General features: G+C 44.6%; 17 protein-coding genes, 1 tRNA gene and 1 pseudogene. 5 read left to right on the top strand and 14 right to left on the bottom strand.

The genetic code is table 11. The features are described 5' to 3' along the window. Nucleotides 1–24: 24 nt before the first annotated feature. The 3 genes from CRP01_RS23710 to secA all read right to left on the bottom strand — a co-directional run bounded on the left by CRP01_RS23710 (nt 25) and on the right by secA (nt 4970). Nucleotides 25–363 carry an ArsR/SmtB family transcription factor gene (locus tag CRP01_RS23710; protein ID WP_099152600.1) on the bottom strand — a complete coding sequence of 113 codons (339 nt, stop codon included), beginning with the start codon at nt 361–363 and terminating at the stop codon, nt 25–27. Nucleotides 364–767: 404 nt separating this feature from the next. Then, nucleotides 768–1451, bottom strand: a complete 684-nt coding sequence (gene tsaB, locus CRP01_RS23705; protein WP_099152599.1) for a tRNA (adenosine(37)-N6)-threonylcarbamoyltransferase complex dimerization subunit type 1 TsaB — start codon at nt 1449–1451, stop codon at nt 768–770. Nucleotides 1452–1646: 195 nt separating this feature from the next. After that, on the bottom strand, nt 1647–4970 hold the full coding sequence (gene secA, locus CRP01_RS23700) for a preprotein translocase subunit SecA (RefSeq protein ID WP_143473514.1): 3324 nt from the start codon (nt 4968–4970) through the stop codon (nt 1647–1649). A 301-nt stretch (nt 4971–5271) separates the two neighbouring features. Between secA and CRP01_RS23695 the strand changes: the two genes are divergently transcribed. Together CRP01_RS23695 and CRP01_RS23690 are read left to right on the top strand one after the other, a co-directional pair. After that, nucleotides 5272–6030 (top strand): hypothetical protein, encoded by a 759-nt coding sequence (locus CRP01_RS23695; protein ID WP_099152598.1) that lies wholly within the window; start codon nt 5272–5274, stop codon nt 6028–6030. After that, complete coding sequence (locus tag CRP01_RS23690; RefSeq protein WP_099152597.1) at nt 6030–7793, top strand: T9SS type B sorting domain-containing protein; 1764 nt, start codon at nt 6030–6032, stop codon at nt 7791–7793. The genes CRP01_RS23695 and CRP01_RS23690 overlap by 1 nt, the downstream gene beginning before the upstream one ends. A gap of 3 nt (nt 7794–7796) precedes the next feature. Here CRP01_RS23690 and CRP01_RS23685 read toward each other — a convergent pair whose 3' ends face one another. Next, entirely contained in the window at nt 7797–8285 is a 489-nt protein-coding gene (locus CRP01_RS23685) for a hypothetical protein (RefSeq protein ID WP_099152596.1), read from the bottom strand. A 184-nt stretch (nt 8286–8469) separates the two neighbouring features. Between CRP01_RS23685 and CRP01_RS23680 the strand changes: the two genes are divergently transcribed. The 3 genes from CRP01_RS23680 to CRP01_RS23670 all read left to right on the top strand — a co-directional run bounded on the left by CRP01_RS23680 (nt 8470) and on the right by CRP01_RS23670 (nt 10798). Further along, nucleotides 8470–9609, top strand: coding sequence for an FIST signal transduction protein (locus CRP01_RS23680; RefSeq protein ID WP_099152595.1), 1140 nt, complete (start codon nt 8470–8472; stop codon nt 9607–9609). A 34-nt stretch (nt 9610–9643) separates the two neighbouring features. Continuing rightward, nucleotides 9644–10636: a sensor histidine kinase gene (locus CRP01_RS23675; RefSeq protein ID WP_099152594.1), complete on the top strand. Its 993-nt coding sequence runs from the start codon at nt 9644–9646 to the stop codon at nt 10634–10636. 91 nt (nt 10637–10727) lie between these two features. Further along, nucleotides 10728–10798 (top strand) — tRNA-Cys (locus CRP01_RS23670). Between the two features lie 90 nt (nt 10799–10888). On the opposite strand, the gene CRP01_RS23665 is transcribed toward CRP01_RS23670, so the two are convergent. The 10 genes and pseudogenes from CRP01_RS23665 to CRP01_RS23620 form a co-directional block, all read right to left on the bottom strand. Continuing rightward, the gene (locus CRP01_RS23665) at nt 10889–11146 is read right to left on the bottom strand and encodes a helix-turn-helix transcriptional regulator (protein WP_099152593.1); all 258 of its coding nucleotides are present in this window, start codon (nt 11144–11146) and stop codon (nt 10889–10891) included. A 336-nt stretch (nt 11147–11482) separates the two neighbouring features. Beyond that, the gene (locus CRP01_RS23660; protein ID WP_099152592.1) at nt 11483–12322 is read right to left on the bottom strand and encodes a hypothetical protein; all 840 of its coding nucleotides are present in this window, start codon (nt 12320–12322) and stop codon (nt 11483–11485) included. 72 nt (nt 12323–12394) lie between these two features. Further along, entirely contained in the window at nt 12395–12637 is a 243-nt protein-coding gene (locus tag CRP01_RS23655) for a hypothetical protein (RefSeq protein ID WP_099152591.1), read from the bottom strand. 45 nt (nt 12638–12682) lie between these two features. After that, nucleotides 12683–13957: a DUF559 domain-containing protein gene (locus CRP01_RS23650; protein ID WP_099152590.1), complete on the bottom strand. Its 1275-nt coding sequence runs from the start codon at nt 13955–13957 to the stop codon at nt 12683–12685. 45 nt (nt 13958–14002) lie between these two features. Beyond that, nucleotides 14003–14986 carry a restriction endonuclease gene (locus CRP01_RS23645; RefSeq protein ID WP_099152589.1) on the bottom strand — a complete coding sequence of 328 codons (984 nt, stop codon included), beginning with the start codon at nt 14984–14986 and terminating at the stop codon, nt 14003–14005. A 74-nt stretch (nt 14987–15060) separates the two neighbouring features. Next, nucleotides 15061–17010 carry a coiled-coil domain-containing protein gene (locus CRP01_RS23640; RefSeq protein WP_099152588.1) on the bottom strand — a complete coding sequence of 650 codons (1950 nt, stop codon included), beginning with the start codon at nt 17008–17010 and terminating at the stop codon, nt 15061–15063. Further along, nucleotides 17000–17554 (bottom strand): hypothetical protein, encoded by a 555-nt coding sequence (locus tag CRP01_RS23635; RefSeq protein WP_099152587.1) that lies wholly within the window; start codon nt 17552–17554, stop codon nt 17000–17002. The genes CRP01_RS23640 and CRP01_RS23635 overlap by 11 nt, the downstream gene beginning before the upstream one ends. A 3-nt stretch (nt 17555–17557) precedes the next feature. After that, the gene (locus tag CRP01_RS23630; protein WP_099152586.1) at nt 17558–18790 is read right to left on the bottom strand and encodes a dsDNA nuclease domain-containing protein; all 1233 of its coding nucleotides are present in this window, start codon (nt 18788–18790) and stop codon (nt 17558–17560) included. A 101-nt stretch (nt 18791–18891) separates the two neighbouring features. Then, nucleotides 18892–19212, bottom strand: a pseudogene (locus CRP01_RS23625) (recombinase family protein); the annotation flags it as partial. Between the two features lie 14 nt (nt 19213–19226). Then, a partial coding sequence (locus CRP01_RS23620) for an IS3 family transposase (RefSeq protein WP_143473513.1) occupies nt 19227–19955 on the bottom strand: 729 nt, incomplete at its 5' end.

Raw genomic sequence — 19955 nt, 5'->3', positions numbered from 1 at the left:
AAATCAAGTGAGATTTCGGCTGTTCTAAGCAGCTAATTCCTCAACCAGTTTAGAAATTTCAGCCAAACGATTTTTATCGATGGAGTAATTGATGAATTTACCCTGGCGTTCGGTTCTTACCACTCCCGCCCGGCGCAGAATAGCCAGGTGTTGGGAAGCGACAGATTGCTCGAGGCGCAGTTTGATGTAAATGTCCGTCACCGTCATGCTTTCGTTCTCTTCCAAAAGGTCAATGATACGTTGACGGAGTTTGTGGTTGATGGCCCTCAATACGAGGACGGCTTTACGCAGTTCGGCATAATCGAGTTGAATGTCGTTTTTGCCCTTCTTCAGCGTAACTGTTTCATTTTTTTGTTTTCTCATAACAATGTTTTTTGCTAAAATGTATATCACAACGGTGAACATTTTAACTAACGGGTGTCCAGCAGATGTTGTCAGTTAACTTACCGACGGCGCTTGGTTAGAACTTAGGGCTGCGCCTTAAAGTGACAACATGTTAGAAACACTGTTAACCGGTAGTTTTTGTCTTTCCGTCGCCCGACGTATTTGGTGCAAATTTCATACCAAAGTACGTATTATGACATACTTTAACACATAAAAATATACTGAACTAAACAAATTTACAAAAACATTTGTAAAACTTCAATATATAGAACGGAGCTGCCTAAAGATTTCTGATACGATTGGGCAGAAATAGCAAAAAAATTACATTTATTTTTTTCGCTGCCTATACATTAGGAGCTGTAACGAAGCCGGAGAGGGGATGGTCAGAGTTGTTTTTTGGACTTGGTAATGTTCGGCTTTTTCAGATAAAAGGGTTCGAAGTAGGCAATGTCGGCAAATTCCTGCTCCCGGTACGCGCGTAGCGCGGGGGCAAGAAGATGAGCAGCGGAGCATGTTACCTGCTTCCAGATCACGCTTTCGGGCAGTACCTCCAGGCACTTCTCGGAACCGTTGCCGGCGATCACTACCCGGTACCCTTCCTCCAGATAGGACGCAAAAACATCAGATTCCACCACCAGCGGATGCGTCGCTTCCAGCACCCTGAGATCGCGATCGTAAAAAGTAGTATACACCTCCATGCGGCGGGCATCGATCATGGGGCTGTACAGCCATTTTTCTTCTCCATCCTGCTGCCGGCTGGCCCGGGCAATGGATTCCAGCGTATCCACGGCGATCAGCGGTTTGTCCAGCGCATAACAGATGCCTTTGGCCGTAGCGGTGCCTACCCGTAGCGAAGTGTAGGAGCCCGGCCCTTTGCTGATGGCCACCGCATCCACTTCCGCCAGCGTACATCCGGCCTCCTTACAGGCCCGGAGGATGAGTTCGTTGATGCGGGCGGCGTGATCCGCGCGTTCGTCGATCTCGACCAGGCTCAGCAGTGCTTCATCCCGGCTGATACCGATGGAACAGATGTCGGTTGCGGTTTCGATCAGTAGGAGTAGTGGCATGTTTAATGTGTTAGCGGACCAGAGTGCCTGAGTGTTGCTGTGTGAATATTGTTGAAAACGAAAGGGTGGAAAGATGGATAAATGGATAAGCCGGCGGTATCCGAACCTATACACTTATGCACTTTTCCACCCTCCGACGGTAAACAGTCTCTCAGCGCTCAATAATTTGGCGCAAAAGACCTCAGCCGTTCTGATCTATCTTCCGTGGCACTGCTTGTACTTCTTACCGCTACCGCAGGGACATGGATCATTCCGGCCGACCTTCTTCTCGGTCCGTTTGAATGTCTCCGGCTTGGCGCGTTTGCGGCTTACGGCTTCGCCGGCCTGACGGGCGGCTTCACCGGTACGGTTGGTGCTCACCTTGCTCATATCCGTGCGTTGCTCGCGGGCCTGACGCAGTTCTTCCTGTTCCGGAGTAGCCGGCAGGGATCCTTTAGCCAGGTAGGAAGTTACGCTTTCGTTGACGTCGAATACCAATTGTTCGAAGAGGTTGAAAGCTTCCATTTTATATACCACCAACGGGTCTTTCTGCTCGAAGGAAGCCGCCTGTACGGATTCTTTCAATTCGTCCATACTCCGCAGGTGTTCTTTCCATTTTTCGTCAATAATGGCAAGCGTAACGGCTTTTTCAATATCCCGAACGATGGATTTGCCTTTCGTTTTCACGGCATCCGCAATGTCCGCAGTTACGGGCAGCGGGTGCGAGCTACCGTCGGTAAACGGCAGTACAATACGCTTATAGCGCTGGCCCTGGTTCTCGTAGACGTGTTGTACCTGAGGCATCAGCACATCCGTGATCGCCTGGGATTTACGATCGTAGAATTCCCGGAACTGATCGTAAATGCGATCGCTGACGTCTTCGGTCGCTCCTTCTTTGAAATCGGCGGCTTCGATCTGCGGATCAAAACCGAGAATACTCAGCGCGGCCCGGCGGAAGGTCTCCGCATCTCCGTTCATTTTATGTTCGTAGACCAGATTGTCGATCATGGATTCGAACATGTGGTTGAGGTCGACCGACAGGCGATCTCCGGAAAGGGCGTTATCCCGTTTTTTGTAGATCGCTTCCCGCTGGATGTTCATCACATCATCGTATTCCAGCAGACGCTTCCGGATACCGAAGTTGTTTTCTTCTACTTTTTTCTGAGCGCGCTCGATGGACTTGGAAACCATGCGGTGCTGGATCACCTCGCCTTCCTGGTGGCCCATACGGTCCATGAGGCCGGCAATACGTTCGGTCTGGAACAGACGCATCAGCTTATCCTCAAGGGAAACGTAGAACTGAGAGCTACCCGGGTCTCCCTGACGACCGGCACGACCACGCAACTGGCGGTCGATCCGCCGTGAATCGTGTCGTTCGGTACCGATAATGGCCAGACCACCGGCGGCTTTCACCTGATCGCTGATCTTGATATCCGTACCCCGACCGGCCATGTTGGTGGCAATAGTCACATTGCCCGGCTTACCGGCTTCGGCTACGATCTCGGCCTCGCGCTGGTGCTGTTTCGCGTTCAGAATATTGTGGTCAATACCGCGGATCTGCAGCATCCGGCTGAGTTTTTCGGAAATATCCACCGAGGTGGTACCCACCAGGGTTGGTCTTCCGGCTTCACTCATCGATACGATCTCATCGATAACGGCATTGAATTTTTCTCTTTCGGTCTTATATACGAGGTCCTCACGGTCATCCCGGATAATGGGCTTATTGGTGGGGATCACGACTACATCCAGTTTGTAGATGTCCCAGAGTTCGCTGGCTTCCGTTTCGGCCGTACCGGTCATACCCGCCAGTTTGTGGTACATCCGGAAGTAGTTCTGGAGCGTAACGGTTGCGTAGGTCTGGGTGATATCACCGACTTTTACGTTCTCCTTCGCTTCCAGGGCCTGGTGCAGACCGTCGGAATAGCGACGGCCTTCCATCATCCGGCCCGTCTGCTCGTCCACGATCTTTACCTGATTGTCCATCACCACGTATTCCTCGTCCCGTTCGAACATGGTATACGCCTTAAGGAGCTGGCTGATGGAGTGCAGGCGTTTGGATTTTACCGCGAAATCCTGGGCCAGTTTATTTTTGGCTTCTTCTTTTTCTTTCGCAGTCAGTTCCTCGTTATTATCGATAGCCACCATGTTGGTCGCGATATCCGGCATAATGAAGAATTGGGAGTCTTCGTTAAATTTGGCCAGGTATTCCGCGCCGTTATCGGTCAGCTCAACGCTTCGGTTCTTTTCGTCGATGATGAAGTACAGCGGATCGTCCACCAGGTGCATGTTCTTGGATTGCTCCTGCATGTAGTGGTTCTCCGTCTTCTGGAGGGTCACTTTTACCCCTTCTTCACTGAGGAACTTGATCAATGGCCGGTATTTAGGCAGACCGTGGAATGCCCGCAACAGGGCCATACCACCTTCTCCGTCCTGCAGACCGGTATTTCCTTCCTTGAACAGTTTCTTGGCTTCGGCCAGGTATTCCTGAACCATTTTGCGCTGGGCGCTCACCAGGCGTTCGATATGTGGTTTCAGCTCATTGTATTCCTGATCTTCACTACCCTGGGGTACCGGACCGGAAATGATCAGCGGCGTACGGGCATCATCGATCAGTACGGAGTCCACCTCATCGATCATGGCGAAGTGGTGCTTACCCTGTACTTTTTCTTCCATCGAGCGGACCATATTGTCCCGCAGGTAATCGAAGCCGAATTCATTGTTGGTACCGTAGGTGATATCGCATTTGTAGGCGTTGATACGGTCCGGCGAATGCGGCCGGTATTTATCGATACAGTCGATGGTCAGGAACAGGAATTCAAACAGGGGGCCTACCCACTCGGAATCCCGTCGGGCCAGATAGTCGTTTACGGTGATCACATGGACGCCCTTGCCGGAAAGTCCGTTCAGATAAGCGGGCAGGGTGGCCACCAGGGTTTTACCTTCACCGGTTGCCATCTCCGCGATCTTACCGTCGTGGAGTACCATACCACCGATCAGCTGTACGTCGTAGTGTACCATATTCCAGGTGATCTCACCACCGGCAGCTACCCAGCTGTTGTGGTAGATGGCCTGGTCACCCTCGATCTTGATGTAGGCACCTTTGCCGGTCCTGGCCGCCAGTTCGCGGTCGTGATCGGTGGCGGTAACGGCGATGGTCTCATTTTCGGAGAACCGCCGGGCGGTCTCTTTAACTACGGCGAAAGCTTCGGGAAGGATCTCTTTGAGAATATCTTCGAGGTGCGTATCTCTTTCCTTGATGAGATTGTCGATCTCTGAGAAGTAGCTTTCTTTCTGGATGAGGTTCTCTTCTTCTTCGGCCTGATCTCGCAGGTTTTGGATATCTTCGTCAATTCCGGCCAGGTGGTCGGCGATCCGGCTACGAAACTCCAGGGATTTGTTGCGGAGCTCATCGTTACTCAGACTCCCGAGCGTTTCGTAGATCTCGTTGATCTCGTCTACGATCGGCATGTAGTTTTTGACATCTCGTTCGTATTTACTACCAAAGATCTTTTTGACGGAATCCGTTATTCCTTTAAACATATATCTTGAATTATCAGTATTATCAAATGAGCTGCAAAGATAAGCCAGGATTTGCAGAATGTGCCAATCGTAGTGACGGATCAGGGTTGTTTTTAGATGATCCGTCCCGAAATTAGGACACAGGCTGGGGTATCCTGCCGCAAAGATATCGCAATTTCAAACCATCAAGGTAAGGCTTGCTCTTTTTCGGTAACGATAATCGTACCATATCGCCTGAACAGCTCAATTTGTGCCATATTGGCACGTATTTATAACAAACTGAAATTTTTACAGTTTTATAGCTATTTGCAAATTACTCAAAATGTCGATAAAGAACTTCACCGAACACCGCTTATTCCCGGCCCTGGCCTGCGCCCTGGTCTTATTCCTGGGCTGTAATCCATCCGGACAAAAAGACATTCGCGATTACTACTTTCCGCTGAAGAAGCTGACGGAAGGGGAGGTGTACGAATATCGGCCGATCGGTCAGGATTCCCTCAGCCCGGCTTACTGGTATTATCGTTCTTTTTTGCAGGATGAAGGGATCTATCTCACCGGCACCTATTACGAGTATGATCTCAATCCGCTACAACTGGTGCGAGAAGAGCTGGTGAGCAACGGCATGCTGTTGCAGGACCTGTTCCTGTACGTGCCGGATTCGACCGGCCGGCAAAAGCGGATCGCGGCGGAAGTACTGGTTGGAAATGTCTTCCCATTCTCCGTGAGCGACAGCAGCGGTATATTTCTTTACAAGGTGCGATTTGATTTTCCAAATGAAACAGGCAATACCACAACACTGATAAAAAATCGGCGTTATGTAGGCGATACAACCTATACCGTACAGGGTAATTCCTACGATGCGGTCCGCTTTGAAGTACGTGAACTGGTGGAAGATAATTCGGTGACGGAAGGAAGTATCGAGCCTCGATTTGACGGTGAGGAGATCTACGCTAAAGGTATTGGATTGGTCTATTATCGGAAGAATCTGGGGGCGCAATCCATCGCTTACGAACTGGCGGATCGTTATCCGATGGAACAACTCGAACAAAAAGCTGCGGAACGATTAAAGACGACAGACTAATGAACTCAGACTTTAAGCATTTGGGATACCGGTCAATTTTTCAAATTGCTATTTTAATTGCCTTCCTCTTTCCACTTTCTTCTCCACTGCAGGCGCAGATCAATGCGCCGGAATTCCTCTGTGTTCAGAACGACACCCTGCGCTGGAACACGCCCGTAAATAACTGCGGTACGTTCAACGGCTACCTCATCTACAGCAGTCAGGACATAACCGGGCCGTACGATGTCCTGGATACGGTAACGAACCAAAACCAGTCTTCCTACTACCACGATGGCGCCGGCAACCAAACCTGGTATTATTATCTGGAAAGCGATCTGGAGTGTGCCGGAGAACCAATATTAAGATCGGATACCCTCGATAACCGGATACCCGATGCCGGACCGATCCGGCTGGTAACGGTAGAGGACGAAACGACAGTACGTGTGGAATGGACTCCCAGCCCGTCGCCCGAAGTGATCGGATATATCGTCTCCCGACAGAATGCACTGGGCACCACCATCCTGGATACGATCTACGACAGCCTCGTCTACACGGACTTATCGGCCGGACCCGGAGAGCGACCGGAAACCTATTTTGTGGTCGCGCTCGATCCCTGTGGCAATGTCAGTCTGGTGCCCGATCCCCATCAGACTATTTTTACGGAGATCGTTTCCGTAGACAGTTGCAGCCAGGAGGTCAACCTACGCTGGACGGAATACATCAACTGGCCCGAAGGCGTGGAACGTTACGAGATCCTGGTGAGCGAAACGCTTAGCGGAACCCCCGGTCCGTATATGCTGGCGGGTGCCGTGGAAGGTACGGTCAATACGTTTACTTTTCCGGCTACCAATGACGGCAGCCTGTTCTGCTTTAAGGTACAGGCGGTAGCGGCGGGCAGTGGCGATATGTCCTTATCCAATGAAACCTGTGTGGAAGTAGGCGTAGTGCAGGCCGTAAGGGACCTGGTAGTGACCAATCTGGAAGTCGCTCCCGAATCCGTCACCGTAAACTGGGTATTGGAACCCGATGTGCCCCTGCGCTCCGCAACGCTTTTCCGCTCCGACAATGGCTCGGATTTTTCGCCGCTTACGGACATTATGGCCGAAGACGAGCAGTTTCTGGATATGACTGCCCTCGCCAATTCCGGTCCTTTGACCTATCGTATTGAAGCGGAGGATCAGTGTGGTAATATGATCGTGTCCAATGCGGCCAGTACTATTTATTTGAGCGGCTCCACCGGTGATAACAGCGAAAATGTATTGAACTGGACGCCTTACGCTAATGAAGCAGGACAGGTATCTTCCTACGAGGTATACCGGATCATGGGGGCCAGCGAAACCTTTGAAGCGACGTACAGCGAAAGTGGACGCACGCACGTAGATCCCGTTGATCTGACGGATCCCTCACAGGCAGCCCTCTGCTACTACGTGGTCAGTAATGAAGAAGTGGCCCTTTCGGGACAGTCGATAACGGTTCAGTCCGTTTCCAATGTGGTCTGTCTGGAGCAGTCGGCCAAACTCTTTGTACCCAATGCCTTTGTGCCCAATGGCGTCAATCGCGAATTCAAACCGGTACTGCAGTTCGGTGGATCGCAGGAATACCTGATGACCATTTACGACCGCTACGGCGGGATCATCTTTGAAAGCCAGGATCTAAGCATCGGCTGGGATGGTCGCAAGAACGGACGGCCGCTTCCGCAGGGCATGTACGTTTACCTCATCAAAATGAAACAGAACAGCGGACAGCTTATCGAGAAAAAAGGGACGGTATTGCTGTTGCGTTAAGCATCAGGGCCGGATCGTGGATCGCGTGCGTTCCAGCGTGATATTGCCGCGGGCACAGTCCCGGGAAGCATCATCCTGATACACCCAGTTTCCCGTCATGACATATTTCCCATTTCGTTTTTCCAGCAGCAAAATGACGTCCTGACCCAGACTCGGGTCCGGATCTTTTTGTTTCTCTTCCGTCAGCCGGTAGATCCGGGCCGTGATCGAATTATCTTTGTGTACAAAGGAGTTGAACTGAAAGTCGTAGAGGCGGTCATTGATCCGTTGCTTGCCGCTGCCCCGGGCGGCACCCAGGACGTAATTCCGGTCTTTTTTCCCGTTTTCCCGCGGGCTGGTTACCAATTGAAGTTCGATCTCGATATCTTCTCCGGTCTTGGGACAGGTGAAGGTTCCTTTCCAAAAACCGGATACCCGGTCGAGTTGGGAAAAGCCGGAATGGGAGAACAAAAAAAGCAGAGTGATCATCAGGAGGATACGCCGAAATTCCATAAGTAAATTTTTTAGAACTTTTTTATCAGTTTAGAGTATACTTAAATTACGACAATTGCCCTAATATACTGATCTTCCGGGAGATTTATTATCTTCACAGAGAAGGCAGCAGGGGACAAAGCCCGAACGCCGTCTGTTTTTCCGAAAAACTTTGCTCCGGTTACTGAACCAAACGATAAACGCCATGAACAGCCATTCTTTTGCTACTCAGGATCCGAGGGATCTGGAAGTGAAAGTTGACGCTTGCATCAACCATCAGTTTCAACCTACTCTAGCCATTGTATTCTGTTCGATCGAACAGGATATCTCCACTATTCAGGTTATTTTTCAGCAAAGAGATATTACCTGTGTCGGGTGCACCTCTGCCGGTGAGATCTGCGACGGATCATTTTTCGATCAATCGATCGTCTGTCTCCTGCTGGATCCGGAACCATCTACCTTCCGGATCTACGAGTCGAGTCCCGATCAGGAATGTACCCACCAGCAAGCCGTAGACCTTGGACATTTCGCACTATCCTGTTTTGAAGAACCGGCCTCCGTGGTCTTCTCGGGCGGTTTCAGTGTAAATGCGGATAACATTATTGACGGGTTCAAAACGGCCTTCGGTGATCTGAACCGTCCCATCTTCGGGGCGCTTGCCGGCGACGATCTGCAACTTTCCCGGACATTGGTCTTTTCGAATACCGCCATCAGTGATAATGCCTTATTCGCCTTGATATTCGACAACCAAAAGGTGCGCTGCGAAGGTATCGCCATCAGTGGCTGGGAGGCCATCGGTACCGTGCATACGATCACCCGGGCGGACGGCAATGTAGTGCATACGATCGACGATCAGCCGGCGCTGGATTTCTTCATCAAGCACTTCGGTTATTTCAGTAGTGCGGAGATCCGGAAACAGTCGCTGGAGAATATGAGTACCCAGTATCCGCTGCAGATCATCAAGGAAAACGGCAACCGGGTACTGCGTTCGCCGTTGATCGGAAACGAAGAGGACGGCTCCCTGACCCTGGCCGCGGGCGTACGTGAAGGCGATCAGTTCCGCTTCTCCATGTCGCCCGGCATCAATGTGATCGACCAGACCCTGACAGAATTCTCCACCTTTCACGAAAAGCACGCGGCGGCGGACGCCATGCTGCTCTTCTCCTGCAAAGGGCGCCATTCGGCGCTGGGGCCGTTTATCGGGGATGAGATCAAAGGGGTGTACGAACAGTGGGAAAAACCGCTGATCGGTTTCTTTTCCTACGGAGAATTGGGCGTTGACGATCAGGGATATTGCGACTTTCATAATGAGACCTGCTCGCTATTACTCCTGCGGGAATGTTGATCAGTAATGCTCCTGATCACCAGAATCTTTAAAAATGGACGACTTAAAAACTACACTAGGAAAAATACTGGCCGAACTGGCGATCGATCCGGCTGTGCAGGAGCGGATATGTAGCGCTTTTATTCCGGTGCTGGAAAAAAATCAGGAGCGACTGGATTTTCTGAATGCCCGTACCCTGAAGGATAAAAGCATTGCCATCAATCTACTCAATCAGGCGATAGACGATCTGCAAAAAAAACAGGAGGAGATCGAAGAGGTCAACCAGACCCTGCTGCTGCAAAAATTACAATTGGAAGAGCAATCCCGCCAACTACGGGAAAGCCTGGACCGGCTGGAGATGTCCTACGAAGAATTGGAGCAGTTCTCCTACATCGCCTCCCACGACCTGAAAAGCCCTCTGCGCACCATTGCCAGTTACGCCCAACTGCTGCAGCGCCGCTACGGAGGGCAACTGGGCGAAGAAGCCGATGAATTTCTGCAGTACATCACTTCCGGCGCCCGGCAGATGAACGACATCATCAAGGACCTGCTGGAGTACTCCTTCATTCAGGAACAAAAGGAGATGTTTGCCGATATCGATATGAACGAGATCATGGGCATGGTGAAGTTCAACTTACATTCCGAACTGGCCGATACCCAGACCCAACTGCACATCGGTCCCCTTCCGTCGGTCATGCAGGCTTCCAAATCGGGCATGGTCCAATTGTTTCAAAACCTCCTGAGCAATGCCATAAAATTCCAGAGCGAAGAGCCACCGGAAATTCGGATTACCGCCGAGGACGTTGATACCCACTGGAAATTCACGGTTAAAGACAACGGCATCGGCCTGGACGAAAGCTTCAGCAAAAAAGTATTTCTACCCTTTCAGCGACTGACGGATCGCAGCCTGCCCGGCTCCGGCATCGGACTGGCCATCTGCAAAAAGATCGTCAAACTCCACCGCGGGGAGATCTGGTACGAAAGCCGCCCGGGCGACGGCACCACCTTCTATTTCACTATCGGGAAAGGGCATACCCCCAACACCTAATTTGAGAAACACATAAAAAAAAATTCATTCGGATTGCGTAGCCATAAAAATTGACGTATATTTGCGTTCGCGTTTGAAAGGACGTATACCCGGTTGGGTGGCCGAGTGGCTAGGCAGAGGTCTGCAAAACCTCGTACGGCGGTTCGAATCCGCTCCCAACCTCTCAGCTTTTGAATAGGTGGCTGTATTTCAAAATGTTATGACGAACTAGTTGGAGCTAGCCGTCGTTTCAGCAGTCGTTTTCAAAAGAATTTAGCTAAATTCAGTAAAGGCTTGGCTTTCAGTCAGGCCTTTTCCTTTTTTTGCGCCGTCCACTATCAGATCTGCCGGTGCTACTTCAAGCAACTCGGCCATTCTCACAATATCCACCAAGTAGGGTTGATTTCGATTGTTACACCATCCATTTACAGTGGCAAAGGTGTAACCGAGTTTCTCGGCGAGCCAACTTTGGGATCGCCCCTGTTCTTTCAGGACGGCCTTTACTCGATTCACCTCTTTCTTGTTCGCCATTAATTCAAATTATTTTTGCTGTCAAAATTTAGACTGAAACTTTAACAGAATAGGGGAGGCAAGCTGTCTGGGCAAAGCACAAAAAATTTCCGGAGATTTAGGAAATAAAAATCAAAAAATAAAATGCTGATATTCAGTTGTTTGAACGTAATGCTGTTGAAAAGAAAAAAATCTGGAGTTTTTTGATGAAAATATGTTGTGCATCTTGTGCACTTGCTCTAATGGACTGGTATTCTTTGAGTTATGGTGCACAAGATTAAGGTTTTGCAAATTGTTCGATCTTGTGCACTTTGTGCAGTTTAGTATAGTGATTTACGACTCGTATTTTATCTCTAGTTAATTTTCGGGAGATTCAGATCTCAACCATTGAAAAACAAAAGGGGCACTTGGATCACTTAAGGGGAATAGATTTTTAAGGAAATCATCTTTAAATGCTGTTTGAAATAACCCATCATCATCTATTCTCTTTAAAGTAAACCAACCCTTATTTTCATTATCATTTTTTGAGACTAAGGTGATTTTTAGAGGAAAATCATCTTTTCTTGTCATAAAGCAGTAATAATCAGAGATGGCATTGCCTAATTCCTGTCTTAGTGTAAAATGCCATTTCTTATTCCAGCTGTTTTCTAAAGCTTGCCTTTCTTCTCTTTCTCTTTTCGTAGCTGTGGGTCTGATACAGTTTCTAAATACCCTCCACTGATCTCCAAGTTCTCCATATGGAGTCTCAACAACAACAACCTCATCTCTTATGGCTTGATTGATTACAACAGCATCAGGGAAGATAATATTTGGATCGCGGGTCCCTTTTCTTATTTCTTCTTCATTCAAAGAGTATAAAATAAAAGTAGTGTCTTTAAGCCAAGTTACTCCTTCTTTATTGATATAGTTTCCCGAAAAAAAACCTCCAACCCCCTTTCTCAGTAAATCGCCAGAGATACTGATTTGTAAATGAGCAGTACATAACATAACTAAAACTTCATCATCAGAAAGCTCCTTCTGTTTTAGCCACAAAAGATTTGAGACATCTTTGCTAAAGTTTTGATAAGCGGCTCCCAGGTTTCCGATTTGTATAGATTTATCATGAACTTTGATTTCCCTATATCCATCCTCATTATCGCAATTGTATGACAATAAATGAGGTTGATCATTTTGAAAGAAGCCTAAAATCAGCTGCATTTTTCTTGGGTATTTGTTTACCCATAATGCTCTTCCTGTCGACGTATGGATGTCCGACCAATCAATTTCTTTTCAAAGAGTTTGAATGAAGTTAAGTGCTACCTCAACTTGCCCTGCAAAACCTAAAATCAGCTTATTTTCAATATTGTAAATTTTCAAACATTCCTCATGAGTAAATTGCCCTGATAATTCAATTACTTTCTGGCCAATTGTAGTTCTCTTTCTTTTAAAGGTCCTTTTATTTAAATAAGTTATCGAAGAGTCCCCAACGATAAAGACAGAATCCTTATTTTTGAATCCAGCGATATAGGTCATCGAATAATTATTTTTATTTACATTAAGACCTTTTTCTGATTTTAATCAAAATGGCAAATCATCATCAAAATCATATTTTGGACTGATACGTGGCTCTTCTTTTTTACTGTCATTTTTGACTTTTATTGGCTCAGGTTTTTCCTTTGGAATTTCAAGAATAAAGTGCTCGGATATTTCATGCTCCTCTTCGTTAAGCTTTTCAATGAATTCAGTCTTTAAATATGAATTTCTAATTCGTTTGAAAGCCATTTCATGGGCTTCATCTTTGGTCCATTGCTTAATTGAGGGAAGTAGAAAATCAGAATTGTATTCAAAATTTGCAATGCCTTCACAAATCTCATTTAGAACTTCCAAAATTACCCAGCAACATTCATTTGGATACTCTATGACCTGTTTCTCAGCGAATCTTATTACAACCCAACCCTTAGAATTGAAAAAAGAATCTCTTTTTACGTCATGTTCACTTTCAACAAAATGAATTGGCTTACCATTCTTTCCAATATATGGTTCATCAATTTCAATATCAATACAATAACCAATTTCTCTATCATACAGGGTGAAATCAGGTAGATATGGTTTTGAAATATTCTCTTTCACCAATGCATAGTTTTGATAAATCTTATTGCCAAAATATTTTTTCAAATAGCCTAAGAAAAAACTTTCGCTAACTCCTGTTTTTATTTCATTTATTGTTGGATGCAAACTTGGTTTAACGGCATTGGCAAAGTTTTTTTTCCTTAGTTCTAATTGGAAGTTTTCAATATTTTCAGATGCATTGATTCTATCAATCTGCTTTTCATAAGTATCTAATTCTGCTAGATACATGGGATACTCATAATTCCTAAAAAGATCTAGCCTTTCCTCATAGTCACTCTCTATTTTTAATAATTCATCGTTATGTTTCTTCAACTTAGTTTTATGATCGAGTAAAGCTAATTGTTCTAATTTTGGATATGCATTCTTTGCCTGGATATACTTTACTTGTTTGTCTTGATTTTCATTTGACCCTTTAACTAAGGCCCAAATACCAATAATTGCAGCAATTATTGAGCAAATGATGAAGAATATATACTCATCAGGATCGTTCGAACCTCCCAAAATAAGAAATAGAACTATTCCCCCTATTGTAGGATACCAAAAACAACCATAATCAGACTTAGATTCCTGGGGTACAGGGGGGGCTTCATAGGTTGGAGCAACTGGCAAATTTTTCTGTCTTTCAGGCGGTTTTGGAGCAACTGGCTTTTGAGGAAGCGGCGGCCTTTGTTCCTTCAAATTTTTAAGGCCATATGGAATTTTGATAATGGGATATGATTTCATGGGACCAAATTTGTTCGTCAACAGACAAGAAGTGAAATAAAAAACCTACAGTGGCCAGTAAATCTTCTTCAAAGGCACCAATGCCCTAGTCTCTGAATCGAAATTATCATAATGCTGTATGATAAGACCGACCAGCATGTCAAGGTCCACCAATGTGGTCGGATTGTTCGCGCGATCAGCTTCATATTTAGCTTCTTTAGAAAATCCTCCGGTGGAAACATAGACACCTTTTACATTCGCCCTCAATCCTCCCAAGAAGCTTCTTATTTCGGGCGCACCCATTGATGCTTTTCGATGTTTTACCTCCACCAAAATCTTAGGATCTTCCAGTCCCAGGCCATCCGGTGAAGCCATGATGTCTTTCCCTCGATCAGGGCCTTTGGGGCTTACCATAGTCTTATAGCCCATACCTCGCAACACTCCAGCTACCAAATCTTCCATATCCTCCCAACTTAACTGGGATATTTGGTCTTTGATAAACTCGAGTGCTTTAGCCTCCAGATCCTCTTTTATGACATCCAGTGTCTCTTCTTCTCTTTCAATTTCTTCTTCTTTGTCTATTGGTTTTCCTAATAGTTCTTTTGCCGTCAGATCTTTTATTTGAAAAATAGAAAGGGTAGAGCCAAGTGAGTTCTTTGAAGTCGTTGATAGATCGTCTCTGGAGACCTCTCTGATCCAATCTACGCTTCTGACATGGTGGTATTCCATTAGATTAGGATCATACTGGTAATGCGAAGTTATTTTACCCACTGAATAGATTCGTCCTGCTGAATCATATGTGACAACGAGATCACCTTCTTTGAAAATCTTTAAGAACCGGTAAATCTGGCCCGTGTTATTATTGACCTGACCATCGCTAGCCTCTGGATAAGCTTCTCTAAATTTTGCTTTAAGCTGATCGAGGTCTTCAATTTTGCTCAGATCTCCAATATCATTCCAACCAATCGCAACGATTTTTTTGGATAGAAAATCTTCGATCAACCGACCTCCTTCGCCGGCTCTTACCATCCAGAAATTTTTTTCTTTCATTTTGAGGTTTTTTGGCTTTGCGAAAACCAGGGGGATAGATTAAGAGTATTGATTGGCAGGGATTTACGGCTATTTTATGCCCCTCTATAATATCTAATAAGTGGAGGGTGATTATCATCATCTGGAGTCATAAACCTAGACTGTAAATCAATATCTTCAATCTGTGGTTTAAAAAATTCTTTGTCAATGATGACAAACTGTGTGTTTTTAAGCACAGAATTGGCCAACGAATACAGAAGATTATAAAAGTTATTGAATAGATCTTCGTTTACATCTTCCCCAATATTCTTCATTGGTGTATCAATCATTAGGAGAGTAGGGAGAGGGAGCTCATTCCTGGCGGCAACACTATGAATGGCCAAGGCATAGCAGACATTAAATAGCGTTTTTTTACCACCACTACCCGCATTAAAGAAATTCCATTTAAGGTACTCTTCACCTTTTGGATAGATTTGGACTTCCCAAGTTTTTCGGTTTATTTCGACAGTATCCTCTTTACTAACTCCGGGTACTCCTACCTCATACATATATTCCTTAAACTGTTCTTCAATTTCCGAGATATGCAAATTTGCTTGGTTTAACTTACTTTGTTCATTCCTTATATTATCCCTAACCTTTTTTATCTCTAAAGTCAGCTTGTCAATTTGTTCTTCGAGCGCGTTGATCTCTTTTGGAATTTGAAGCATATTTTGCTGAGATTTTAGTCGTTCTTCATACTTGGCAATATTAGAGTCAACCTCTCTGAAGCCAGCCAGGTACTGCGATTCATAAACCTGAAGTTTATTGCGAAGATCTTCGTCTAATTTCTTTTTTTGATTCCTAAAGTCAACTAATTCTTTAGCAAGGCTGATTGTCGCACGATTATGAAATGCTATTGAGTTATCAAGTTCTTTGATTCTATCATCAAGTTCCAATCGAAAAATATCGGCATTCGAGCTTAAGGTTTCTTCATTATCATTTTTTTTAAGTTCACTTTGGCAAAGGGAGCAGTGGTCTGTAGGAATGACTCTCTTCTGAATATTTGTACCACATTGTGGGCAACTTTCGAAAGAAACACCGGATAACACATTATCTACTGACTCTGCTCTTGTAAGCTTAAACTTTGATGAAATCAGCTCAGATCGCAAGGACTTCTGCTCAATTATACGCTCTTTTAAATCAAAAAGAGCTTCCTCTTTTTGAGCAATGATTTCAACCAATGGGAGTATTTGTTTTCTCAAGGTATCTCCGGAATGGGTTGCTTTAATATATCCTTCTTCTAATTTCTTCCGTTCGATTTTAGCTACAGACAACTTCTCGGCCGTCTCACTAATTTCTTTTTCAACTTTTTCAGTAGAATCATATCCAAAACGTACCAAGAACTTTTTCAATTCAGCTACAGCGCTTGTTTTACCGGCTTTTTCTTTAGAAAAATCCTCTAATCGAATTTCAAGTTGACTTAGCTTCTCGGAATAGTACCCAACAACAAAGCGCATCACATCTTTACTCTTATTGCTCTTGAAAGTATCTTCTAGACGAAAGAAAGATGAATCTAAATGATCTTGATCCAAATAGGAATACCACATGAAATCTCTGAAACTTAACCTCACTAGGGGAGAGCTATCTTGAACCTTACTCTTCTTTACTTTTATTGGAGCGATGTTAAAAAAATAAAACAGCAGGTCAGATAAACTAAAAATGTCATCCTCCCAAATGGGGCCCCCGGCAGTGGCAATAGGAGCCAAAACTGAGAATTCTTCGCCATTTACATTCTTCCAAGTTGCTTGTATATCATTGGATTCAATTGTCCGTTCAAGCAGAACTTGATTTCCTCCAATTTCTACAAAAAGACTGGCAGAAACTAACTCTTTTTGTATAGCTGTAGTTTTTTCCAGCTTGCCTCCTAAGCAGTAATTTATTAGTCGAACAATCGATGATTTACCTGCGCTAATCTTGCCGTGAAAAAAATTAACTTGATGATCTAAATCAAGAATTTCTCTGGATTGTCTACACTGTAACGTTAATCTTTTTAGTCTAATTTTCATGTTGGATTTCTTTGCCGAGGTCTAAGCTTCCGATTTCCGGGAAAGTCTGATAAATAAATTTCATTAAAGAGGTTGCAGATAAGTCAAAATTCGTTTTTACGAGTTTTGCTCTTCTTCTTACATCATCGAAAGAATGAGTCTGCAATAGTTTTTCAGCATATTCTTTGCCTTTAGGTGTAATCCCAATATTTATTCTCTTTCCTTCTTGTTCGTAGTATGCTAATCCTAACCCTATGAGAATGTTGATAAATTTTCTATATCTAAAATCCCAGGGCCCATATTTGTATCTGACCATTTTAGACTCAACACTATCCTTTTCGTGTGGTAAAATTTGAACATTCTTTGTGCTTTTTCTCCTTGCTATTAACGCCCTTTCCAAGTAAAGAGGATACCGCAACAAAAAATCCAGTTTAGCCAGTTTCGTTAGGCCTTCTATCTTTTTTTCTCTTTTCCCTTGACTAAACTCATTTAAGAGAATTAAAATTCTACCTAAATGCACATCTTCCGCCTGATCAAGTTCGTTTAGAATCTGATAGAGCTCCATAGTTTAGATTTTGAATTTTTTACTCCACCAAACTTTACATTCTTCTGTCAAAATGCCTGCCATACCATATAGGTGCTCCGGGAAACAGTCAAAAAACAACTCCTTATCAGTTGAATATCTATCCTTCAAGTTTTCTTTAAGATTAACTAACATCTCAGTTCCAAATTTAGGATTTCCTGTGATTAGATTTCCTTTTTTGTAGCACTTGTCATAGGCTAATTGACATTCCCCATGTACTATGGATTTAACCTGATTATATTTTTTAGTAGTCTTCGCTTCTCCCCATTTATGAAGCCAACTAACCAATTTTTCTTCCATTGAGTATTTGTTATCTTTCAACAATAACATATTTTCATATGAGATCCCACCCGAATCTAATTTGACTTCGAGTTTTTGAGAGGAAGAAATTTTATCTGTTTCTGGTAACTTATCTTTAAGTTCAATTGCAATATTTTCACTTTGATGTTCCAAAAAGAATTGGCTTATTTTCTCTTTTGTAAATCTCTTTCCATCTATTTTTTCTTTTGTTTTCTCATTTTCAGGATCATCAGAATAAGCAAAATAAGAGTTGAGTGGGTTTGTGATTTTTAAAGAGGAGGCATTCAAATGGTGCATAACCAAGTTATCGGCAATTTTACCCAATTCCGATAGCGTTTTATCTTTAAAGATGTCTTCTTGACTAAGTAGTTGAATAAGCTTGTAATTAATCTCATCGAGTCCACTGAGGCCGGGATCAAGAACAATCATCTTCAAAACATTCAGGAAATCACTATCTAAACAGCCATACTTTTTAGCTTTCTTTTGAATCCACTTAATTACTTTAGGATCGCATAAACTTTGAGGCTTCTGCGCTTCTTCTAGAATATATGTCAAGCTGGAAACTTCCTTCTTATTGCTAAACCCAGTGTTGCTAGCAATAACAAATCGTTCAAAAGAGTCGGGGAAGGATTGATAAAGATCTACAAATCTGTGTAGTGTTTTGTTGATTGCATCATCACCGGAATTGAATGCTCCTCTTGATAAATCTTGGGTTTTAACTTGAATTCCAATAAATTTGCCATTTATCTTTTTTACAAGTATATCTTCATGATGTTCACAAAATATTTCCTGGAATTTTGTTTTTCCATCATTCAGTAAACCTATTGACATAATTGCCGAATAAGTAGCTTGAAATCGATACCTCTTTAATGTCTCATCGCCAGGGTCGTTGGTCGCTGCTGTTTGATCTGGTTTCATTTATATTGGGATTTATAACATAGGATAGTTAGTTAATTTGCTATTTATAAAATCAGAGTAATCCAACCTTTCATTTGAAAACCTAATTTGACTACAAAGTATTAATTAATTTTTACCTTCCGATATTTTAGGTATTTATACAATGTACTCCTTGCAATTCCCAAATGCTTGCAAATATCAGTTACTGACATTTCTCCATTTCTATAAAGTGTCTCTGCGATCATAGCTTTATCCTTCGCCTCCTTCGAAAGCCCTTTCGGTCGTCCCCCTTTCCGTCCACGTGCGCGAGCTGCTTCGAGTCCTGCTTTGGTGCGTTCCCGGATAATGTCTCTTTCAAACTCTGCCAGGGAAGCAAACAAATGAAACGTCAGCTTGCCCTGTGGGGTAGTGGTATCGATGGCGTCATTCAGCGACTTCAAACCTGTGTGCTCTTCCCCTAATGCGCAACCACTCTAAAGTAGAGACTCTGATTTTGTAATTCGATTTCATCCGGGGTTTTGTAGCCAATTGAGCTATGTGGCCGGATGGTGTTATAAATGACACTCCATTCCTGGATCTTTTCGTTCAGCGCCTCTAGGCTGGAGAACCATTCCAGATTGAGACATTCAACTCTTAAGGTTTTATTCAATCGCTCGACCAAGCCATTTTGGCTGGGTTTACCAGGTTGAATAAAACGTAATTCAACACCATGTTCATTAGCCCATTCCTGTAGTTTTTGGGAGATGAATTCCGGCCCGTTATCGCACCGGATGTAAGCCGGACAGCCTCTCCATTGCACCACCAGGTTGAGGACTTCGATTAAAGTTCTGGCTGAAATACTCGAATAGGCTTCTGACCAAAGTGCCTTGCGGGAATGTTCATCAATAATATTGATCACCCGTACGCTTTCCTGATTAGGACCTACTACCCAATCACTCAAAAAATCTATACCCCATCCCTCATTGATGTGATCGGGAGCCAACAGGTCCTGATATTTACGACTGATCTTGGGGCGCTTCGGCGGCAATCGTAAATGCAGCTCTTCAGCTTTCCAGATCCGGTATACCCGCTTGTGGTTCCATGAATGCCCCTGTCGGCGCAGGTAATGAAACACCATCCAAAAGCCCCAGGCTACAAAGCGCCGGGTAACCTGATGAAGCAGATCAGCAATGTAGGTATCTAATTC

The organism is Flavilitoribacter nigricans DSM 23189 = NBRC 102662 (assembly GCF_002646595.1).
Lineage (GTDB): Bacteria > Bacteroidota > Bacteroidia > Chitinophagales > Saprospiraceae > Flavilitoribacter > Flavilitoribacter nigricans.
The sequence above is the reverse complement of the archived record's forward strand: the minus strand, read 5'-3'. Positions and strand labels throughout refer to the sequence as shown.

Coding starts and splice junctions, on each gene's coding strand:
- CRP01_RS23690 (WP_099152597.1), top strand. CDS start 6,030: ATGAACTCAGACTTTAAGCATTTGGGATACCGGTCAATTTTTCAAATT.
- CRP01_RS23650 (WP_099152590.1), bottom strand. CDS start 13,957: ATGAAATCATATCCCATTATCAAAATTCCATATGGCCTTAAAAATTTG.
- secA (WP_143473514.1), bottom strand. CDS start 4,970: ATGTTTAAAGGAATAACGGATTCCGTCAAAAAGATCTTTGGTAGTAAA.
- CRP01_RS23665 (WP_099152593.1), bottom strand. CDS start 11,146: ATGGCGAACAAGAAAGAGGTGAATCGAGTAAAGGCCGTCCTGAAAGAA.
- CRP01_RS23680 (WP_099152595.1), top strand. CDS start 8,470: ATGAACAGCCATTCTTTTGCTACTCAGGATCCGAGGGATCTGGAAGTG.
- CRP01_RS23710 (WP_099152600.1), bottom strand. CDS start 363: ATGAGAAAACAAAAAAATGAAACAGTTACGCTGAAGAAGGGCAAAAAC.
- CRP01_RS23655 (WP_099152591.1), bottom strand. CDS start 12,637: ATGACCTATATCGCTGGATTCAAAAATAAGGATTCTGTCTTTATCGTT.
- CRP01_RS23645 (WP_099152589.1), bottom strand. CDS start 14,986: ATGAAAGAAAAAAATTTCTGGATGGTAAGAGCCGGCGAAGGAGGTCGG.
- CRP01_RS23695 (WP_099152598.1), top strand. CDS start 5,272: ATGTCGATAAAGAACTTCACCGAACACCGCTTATTCCCGGCCCTGGCC.
- CRP01_RS23675 (WP_099152594.1), top strand. CDS start 9,644: ATGGACGACTTAAAAACTACACTAGGAAAAATACTGGCCGAACTGGCG.
- CRP01_RS23685 (WP_099152596.1), bottom strand. CDS start 8,285: ATGGAATTTCGGCGTATCCTCCTGATGATCACTCTGCTTTTTTTGTTC.
- CRP01_RS23660 (WP_099152592.1), bottom strand. CDS start 12,322: ATGCAGCTGATTTTAGGCTTCTTTCAAAATGATCAACCTCATTTATTG.
- CRP01_RS23640 (WP_099152588.1), bottom strand. CDS start 17,010: ATGAAAATTAGACTAAAAAGATTAACGTTACAGTGTAGACAATCCAGA.
- CRP01_RS23630 (WP_099152586.1), bottom strand. CDS start 18,790: ATGAAACCAGATCAAACAGCAGCGACCAACGACCCTGGCGATGAGACA.
- CRP01_RS23635 (WP_099152587.1), bottom strand. CDS start 17,554: ATGGAGCTCTATCAGATTCTAAACGAACTTGATCAGGCGGAAGATGTG.
- tsaB (WP_099152599.1), bottom strand. CDS start 1,451: ATGCCACTACTCCTACTGATCGAAACCGCAACCGACATCTGTTCCATC.